This is a genomic window from Jeotgalibaca caeni (assembly GCF_028863945.1).
GTDB classification, from domain to species: domain Bacteria; phylum Bacillota; class Bacilli; order Lactobacillales; family Aerococcaceae; genus Jeotgalibaca; species Jeotgalibaca caeni.
The window spans coordinates 1-8,472 of sequence record NZ_JARBEA010000080.1; the positions used below are offsets into that span (position 1 = coordinate 1).

At 35.0% G+C, this 8,472-nt stretch carries 4 protein-coding genes; all 4 read left to right on the top strand.

The features are described 5' to 3' along the window. Positions 1-418 precede the first annotated feature (418 nt). The 4 genes from rlmD (at position 419) to PVE40_RS11910 (ending at position 8,412) form a co-directional block, all read left to right on the top strand. Positions 419-1,816, top strand: a complete 1,398-nt coding sequence (rlmD, locus tag PVE40_RS11895) for a 23S rRNA (uracil(1939)-C(5))-methyltransferase RlmD (RefSeq protein WP_274732166.1) — start codon at positions 419-421, stop codon at positions 1,814-1,816. A gap of 280 nt (positions 1,817-2,096) precedes the next feature. Continuing rightward, the gene (locus tag PVE40_RS11900; protein WP_274732167.1) at positions 2,097-4,049 is read left to right on the top strand and encodes a site-specific DNA-methyltransferase; all 1,953 of its coding nucleotides are present in this window, start codon (positions 2,097-2,099) and stop codon (positions 4,047-4,049) included. Next, positions 4,042-6,684 carry a DEAD/DEAH box helicase family protein gene (locus tag PVE40_RS11905; protein WP_218930272.1) on the top strand — a complete coding sequence of 881 codons (2,643 nt, stop codon included), beginning with the start codon at positions 4,042-4,044 and terminating at the stop codon, positions 6,682-6,684. Before PVE40_RS11900 ends, PVE40_RS11905 begins: the two co-directional genes overlap by 8 nt. Positions 6,685-6,855: 171 nt before the next feature. Then, entirely contained in the window at positions 6,856-8,412 is a 1,557-nt protein-coding gene (locus PVE40_RS11910) for a hypothetical protein (protein ID WP_274732168.1), read from the top strand. The last annotated feature ends 60 nt before the right edge of the window (positions 8,413-8,472 follow it).

The window sequence follows — 8,472 nt, forward strand, 5'->3', positions numbered from 1 at the left end:
TACTATATCCCAAAAAAAGAAAATAGCAGGCAGTAACCCCCGTCGGGGTTTCTACCTGCTAATCTTAGTATGTTTTTATGGATTTTTTTAGTTCGTTAAAGTGAAGGGTCAAAAGAGTCGCTACTTCATTGAACTGCCATTGGAAACAAAGTTTTCGTATCAGGTTGGGTCTAGAAAATGCTTCGCTGCAGGACTATCTGGTAGAATTCTTGTGGATAATGAGCTTTGTTTTGAATATTGTGGGTATTCTGGACTTGATTCCTTCTATTTCGACAAGAGAAGTGGCGTTTTTTGGTTTGTTTTACTCGTATACTTCTTTCCCCCATCTTTAGTATAATGATCGTATCGAATACATTTTGAATGATTTTTGCCAGAAGTCTTTCGTACGATAGGCAAAGTAAAACTTTGAGGTGAAAAAATGAAAAAGATGGTTTATCCGACTGAAGTATTAGAAGTAACAATTGAGAGGATTGATCCGAAAGGGTACGGTTACGCCCGCTATATTCATCCGCCAGATAAAGGATCGAATGGGAAACATCTGAATATCAACGTAACAAACGTGGTTCCGGGTGATGTAGTAAGAGTAACGATTGAAAATGCGAAAGGTCGCAACAAGGCTTATGTTGACTATGATGAATTGATAAAACCAGGTCCTTCAAGGAATCTAGAAATCCCAACCCACACAGCTGTTTCAGGCGGTACGCCGCTTCAATACATGCACTATGCGAATCAATTGGAATATAAAATGGACATGGTAAAAGGCTACCTAGAAGAGGCGGGATTTGATCCGTCCTTGGTCCAACCTATTATCGGAATGGATGAGCCAAACCGCTACCGAAATAAAATGGAGTTAACATTCGGTTCGAATGGAGAACTCGGCATGCACCAACAAGGGAATTTCCGCCGCGTCATTGATTTGGAAGATTCCATTTTGGCACCTAAAGTGATGGTAGAGGTGAAGCATGTCATTAGCCAGTGGCAGAAGGATTATCAACTACCTGGATATGACAAGACAACGCAGAGTGGGGTGTTGCGTAATTTGTTGATGCGTACTTCCTTTGCGACAGGTGAACTGATGGTAGTTTTGTATGCAGTAGAGGCACCGAGCACTTTATCAGAGGCAGTGAGTGACCTTACGGAAAGACTCACCTCACAGTTTGATCAATTAGTCAGTTTGCAATGGATCGAACATGCAGCCGCAGTAGAGCGGATTCAAGCAGATGCAACGCATATTTTGCATGGTCGCGATTATATCAATGATGAATTGAATGGGTTTAAGTACCGAATTTGGCCCGATACATTCTTCCAAGCCAACCCTGTGCAGGCAGAGAAGTTAGTGGAGTTAGCCTTAGAAATGGCTGATGTGAATGAAGAGATGAGAGTGCTCGATTTATTTTGTGGTGTAGGAACGTTTAGTCTTCCTTTTGCTAAGCGCAGCAAGGAATTAGCTGGAATTGAAATCGTGGAAAACTCCATCTTGTCAGCGAGACGCAACGCCAAAGATAATGGCTTAGATAATACGTACTTTATGGTAAACGATGCTAGAGTTGGTTTAATCGAACTGAAAGAAACCTGGGGACAGCCAGATTTACTGGTTCTAGATCCGCCTAGAAGCGGTGCCGGCGGGAAGGTGATGCGAAGCATTGGTCGTTTCGGTACCGATAAAATTATCTACGTTTCTTGTAGCCCGAAGAGCTTAGCGGAAGACTTGATATGGTTGAAGGATTTCGGTTATGAGTTAATTACGGTTCAGCCTGTGGACCAGTTTCCTCATACGACACATGTTGAGTGTGTAGTATTGATGGAAAAGAAATAGAATAGAATCGCTTAACAGAGGGGGGGTGTAGGCTTTATGAAAGCGTCTAAAAACCTCTTTTTACGAAATTAGGGATAAATCAGTGTCTGATTTTTCGTTTGGAGCTATAAAGGATGGGCACGTGTGTGGGAACAGGACGATAAAAATAATTCGATAAAGGTTGACATTAATGGTAAAATGTCAAATGATAATAAAAATAGTAAATAAATAATACTTATAATGTATTGTAAATTAGATAATGTATATTAAATATTTTTTACAGATAGTGGAGTTGTAACTTATGAATTTACATGAAACCATAGAGCATATTTTACGTTCAAATCCTGCTTATATTGGGGAGAACGGTGAGATACTTAAGACAAAAGTAATAGAGGCAGTCAGTAACCTTGATTCATTCTTAGTTAAAGCTTTTAGAGATAACGAGATCACTTGTAAGGTATTCTTTAGCCAAATAGAAGATACATGGGTGTTGAATCAAGAAAAGTTAAAATGGGTAGTCAATTCAAAAGAGTTTTTAGAAGATAGCTATACGGCTTACACTTCTGAAATTGGTTTAACAACGGGTGGCAGGTTTTTGAGTGCGAGCACTGACGTTGTGTTAGACTTCCCTTATAAGGACGCAATTGTCGTGGGAGGTCAAGATAAAGATGATCAGAAACGACAAGAAATAATGTATCATGAAATATTAGGTTATGATCAAATTACGAACTTAAAAGCCCCTAAAGTATTGGCTAATGCAAAGCGGTACACCTCCGAAGGTACTGAAGATGATATTATCTTAGATGATAACGATAACTTAATCATTAAAGGAAATAATTATGCAGCACTAAACAGTCTATTAGAGCGGTATAAGGAGAAAGTTAAGCTTATCTATATTGATCCGCCATTTAATACTCTGAATGATAGTTTTCAATATAATGATCGATTTAATCGAGCTACTTGGCTCACATTTATGCAAAACAGGTTAAAAATAGCCAAAAAATTACTAAAAAGTTCAGGCATTATTTTTGTGCAAATAGACAAAAATGAGGAACACTATTTAAAAGTATTAATGGATAAAATATTTGGAGAAGAAAACTTTGTAAACAGTATCGCTGTTCAATCTTCAACAGCATCAGGAAATAAAACAGCACACAAAGATAAAACAATAATTAAAACCAAAGATTCTATCTTGGTTTATAAAAACAGTACAAATATAATTTTAAATCCTCAATATATGGCGCAAGATAAGTGGGATACACACTTTAACTCCATCTTGCATAAGGGCGATAACGGATACGAAACACTATCATTAAGAGATTACATGATTCAAGAAGGTATTATCCCTGAGGATTACAAAATTGATGAAAATTCTATAAATGACGAATTCTTTTTAAACTTTGTTTTTGAGAATAGAAAAAAGATTTACACAACCAAAAGCTCTATTCCGAAAGTTATTAAAGAAGAATCAATCTCAAAGCAAGGGGAAATTATTAGTTATTTTGATAATAACAATGAACCACAGTTTGCTTTAAATGGTAGAAGACTTGGTTTTTTAAATAATAATATCAAATATGTTGACGGGGAAGAGGTTATTGCAAAGTTGGTAACTGACATTTGGGTAGATATTAATTTTAATAATACTCAAAATGAAGGAGGAATTTCATTTCCCGCTGGAAAGAAACCGGAACAGCTTTTAAAGCGTATAATTGAATTATCAACAAACAGAGGAGATTTAGTCTTAGATTTCTTTGTAGGCTCTGGGACTACAGCGTCTGTTTGTCACAAATTAAATAGAAGATACATAGGAATTGAACAAATGAATTATATTAATAATCTTACAGTTCAACGCCTTAAAAATGTTATTTCAGGTGATAAATCTGGAATTTCCACTTCAGTCGACGTCAATTGGCAGGGTGGTGGTACTTTTGTTTACTGTGAACTTTTGGAAGACAGCCAACGTTTAATAGATATGATAATATCCGCTAATGAGGACACCATACAAGGGATCAAAGAAACTATTTATCACAGCGAGCAAATCGTCCCTTATATTTTGACTTCAGACTTAAAAAAAGCAGATAAGGTCTTCAGCGAATTAACTTTAGAAGATAAGAAGGAAGTACTGATAGGACTAATTGATAAAAATAAGCTGTATGTTAATTACTCTTCTATTGATGATGATGAATACGAAGTAAGTGAAGAAGATAAAGCTTTCAGCAAATCATTCTACGAAGGTAGTGGAAGTCATGAATAATAAACAGTATCTTCATCAAAAAATTCTAGCCGTACAAGAAGCAATCGGTCTGAAACAGTTACCAGAGATTGTTGAGGCAGGATTGGCCGATCATATTGCTTTAAGGCCGTATCAGATAGAAGCTTTACGTTACTTTGTGACCTACTATGAAACGGGGTTAAGTGATAACAAGCAAATTGATACACTTTTCCATATGGCAACCGGCTCAGGTAAGACTGTTATTATGGCAGCATTAATTCTTTACCTATATACTAAAGGTTATCGTAATTATGTTTTTGTTGTAGATCAGAATAATATTATACAAAAAACAAAAGAAAACTTTTTGAATATGAAATCGAACAAATATCTTTTTGCCAATGAACTGTCAATTTCAGGTGAAAAGATTATTATTCGTGAGGTCGATAAGTTTACAGCCTTAAATCCAGAAGAAAACGCGATTAATATCCATTTTTCAACCACGAATGGTCTACACAATAATATTACAATGCCTAGAGAAAATTTAATGTCAATTGATGACTTTGAAGGTACGCCGGTAGTATTTTTAGCAGATGAGAGCCATCATTTAAATCGTCAAACTTTAAGGACCCCCACTGAAAAGAGAGACGCTGCGGAAATAGATAATAATTGGGAACAAACTATTCGAGGGCGGGCTTTTCATGCAAATATTAATAATATTATGTTGGAATTTACTGCTACGGTGGACTTAAATGAAGAATCAATTCGTAACAAATATCTTGATAAGATTGTCTACGACTATTCATTGAAGCATTTCCGTGAGAGTGGATTCACGAAAGAATTCCATAACTTTGCAACAAGTACCGATATCTGGACGCGAACACTTATTGCCTGTATTATGAGTGAATTTAGACGGTATTTGTTTGCAGATGCTGGTCAAAATGTGAAGCCAGTTATAATGATTCAATCTAATACGAAGAAGGAATCGGAAACTTTCTATGAAGAATTCCATGATAACATCCACAAAATCACTGCAGAAGAGCTCCAGAAGTTATATAGCATTCAAAATGTCCCAGAGCTTCATGAAGCACTTGATTATTTTAAAAAGAAAGAATCATCATTGAACTTACTTGCTAATAGCCTACGTAAGTCAATGACTAAAGAATATTCATTAAACATTAACAGTACGACAGAAAATACTCCGAAAAATCATGTTTTGTTAAACTCATTGGAGGATAAGGACAATTCTTTACGTTTAATTTTCACAGTGAAAATGCTGATCGAAGGTTGGGATGTGTTAAACTTATTCGATATTGTTAGAGCGTTCGATAAACGTCAATCTAAAAAGTACACCTTATCGGAAGCGCAGTTAATTGGTCGTGGTGCTAGGTATTTTCCATTCCAGGTGACAGAGGGCCAAGAACGATATAAACGGAAGTATGATCAAGATATAGATAATCCATTTCGATACTTGGAAACAATGTACTTTCATAGTAACAATGATTCACGCTACATTTCAGAATTGCGGGAAGCTTTGATTTTCACAGGCATGGTAGATGATAAAAAACGTAAGATTACGTATATTTTAAAAGATAGTTTCAGAGAGTCTGATTTATTCAACACTGGGTTGGTGTTTTCAAATGAACGAATATTGAAAGATCGACAAGAAGTACTAGGCCTTGATGCTAGTCAACAATTCGAAACACACCGAGCAGTACTTCGGTCACATTCAGGTTTAGTTACGACCATGCTAGAAGGTGGCATCAAAGAACTTCCTCATACTAAAATAAACCAGAAGTTTGTACAATTAAGATTTGCAGAGATTCCATACAACGTACTAGTTGGTGCTTGTGAGCGCTACCCTGCATTGAGATTTTCTTCACTTAGGAAGAAATATCCGCATTTAAAAAGTTTACGTCAGTTTTTAACTGGAGATGATTACTTAGGTAATAATACACTTGAACTAGTTTACTATACAGAGGAATATACAACCCGAGATTTATATAATGGGCTAATTGATATTTTTAAAAATATTGCTAAGACTGTTGTTAATATAAAGCCAGAGTATCAAGGTAGTGAATTTTTTAAAGCAAATGCTATAAGCAATGTTATTAAAGATAAGAGTATTTTATTATCGGATAGCGGTCAGGGAAGTTTATTTGATGAAAATAATGATGGTATAGGTGTTTCTCAAAGAGATGTGTCAGATGAACGATTAAGGCTTGATTTAAGACAAGAAGATTGGTACGTCTATGAAGATAATTATGGTACGAGTGAAGAAAAGAAGTTCATAGTTTATTTCAAAACTTATATTGCACCTAGATTAGATGAAAAAGGATTGGAGTATTATGTTATTCGAAATGAACGAATCGCAGATTTAGCAATTTATAGTTTCGAAAATGGAGAACGTTTTGAACCAGATTTTCTACTTTTCATCAAACGTAATCGAGATTCTGGCTATGAAGTTAGTCAAGTATATGCTGAACCGAAAGGAAGCCACTTATTAGAATATGATCAGTGGAAAGATAATTTTTCTATCCAGATTGAATCTGTCGCTAAGTTAGATGATAAGTATACATTTAATAATAAGTATCGTGTACTTGGATTACCTTTATTCAATGAAGAGCATCGTCTGGCTGAGTTTAAAACAGCTGTTGACGAAATGATATCAAAACTATAACAATTTTTAGATAAGTTATGAATACTCCTTTTACAGTAGATGCTTAAGAAAAATCTACCTTAAGAGGAGTATTATATTATTTATTCTAATTTTACTTAAGTTGTTCTCCATATTAAAAGGTGTTAGAATATAAACGAGAACGTATGTTCTTTTTTTGAAGGGGGTGCTCTTTTGCTATCATTTAAACAGCTAATTAAGACTGAATATACAGATGAAATAAAAGATTGGTTGGAAAGCTATATTCCAAACCATTTAAATGAATTGACCGACTTACATTATCCGAATGAAAGTATTGGCCATATTAAATTGCTTGATTTCGATATAATAAAGTTATTTATCAATGATATTGGTCCTTATTTATTAGATATAACAATTCAAATTAGGCAAAGGTGGCAAGTTTCGGTCTATGAGGAAGATGGTTCCTATGGATTTACTGGGCATCCTTGGGCTAACTTGCAGACACAATTCAGAATCGGGGAAGATTTTCATGAAATGGGAGCTCTAAGCTACGGTAAATACTCAGAAAAAGTTGATCACGTTTATCCGCTTGATGATCAATTAGTTCCTATTATACATAAAGGTCAAAATGATGAAATAGCCTCTGAAATTCTTAAGATAGTTTATCCAGAAGTTTTAGAAAATGGCAAAGCTATTAATCCATTAGCTTTTGCCCATCGTATTAAACTTGATGTGAAAGAGTTAGTTCTTAGCGAAGACTGTAGCATTCATGGACAAGTTTATTTCCGTGACTGTGAAGTCGAGACTATGGAAATCCAACATTATCCTAAAGAAATTGTTTCTATAGAAAAAGGAACAGTTGTAATTGATCCCCGACTAAAAGAATTAAAAGGTACGGGAGCATATAACAATACAATCATCCATGAATGTATTCATTGGATTCTTCATTATAAAGCGGCAATGTTTGGCGAATTAGTTCACTCCAATATGCAAATTGATGAAGAAACATTCTTACATAATTTTAATCAAACTCACCAAGAAAATGCTTTTATGGAAGTACATGCTCGGAGTCTAGCTCCATGTATCTTACTGCCTAGAGAAGTTTGCATAACCAAAGTTGAAGAATATCAAATAGAGCATCAAAATATTTCTGATTTGCTGGGTAGTATAAAAGAATTACAACACTTACAGGAAAAAAGTGAATTAGAAAAAAAGGTTGCCCAGATCCATTGGGCCATATTTCAGATTGCTCAAAACTTTAATGTACCTATAGTTACAGCAAAAATAAGACTCATTGACCTAGGTTATGAAGAAGCTATTGGCGTACTAAATTATGTAGATGGAAGTTATGTTGAAGATTATGCATTTTCTCGAGGAAGTTTAAAACGAAATCAGACATTTTCATTAAAATATGATGATTTTATAGACCTACTTGATAGTTCAGAAGAATTAGGGCGTAAATTATCTGGAGAAAACTATGTTTATGTAGAATCACATGTAATTAAAAATGATAGTAAATATCTTTATGAGACAATTAATGGTGAAATTAATCTAACTGATTATGCCAGATATCATATGGATGAATGTTGTCTTCCTTTTAACGTGAAATTAATGTCAACAACCAGGTCCCAACTTCATTTTCTTTATTTAGGGGTTTTATATCATAGCCAAAGGTCAAGATTACAATTTAGCTTAGCCTATCCAGAAGATGTTGAGGATAAAACAAGCTTCTTGAGAGAAGAACAAGACAATCTGTTTGTGGCAAGATAAACGTACATACAATTGCAGCGCAAAAGTACATAGCTCCGCAAGCAGCTTAGGGTAAAATAA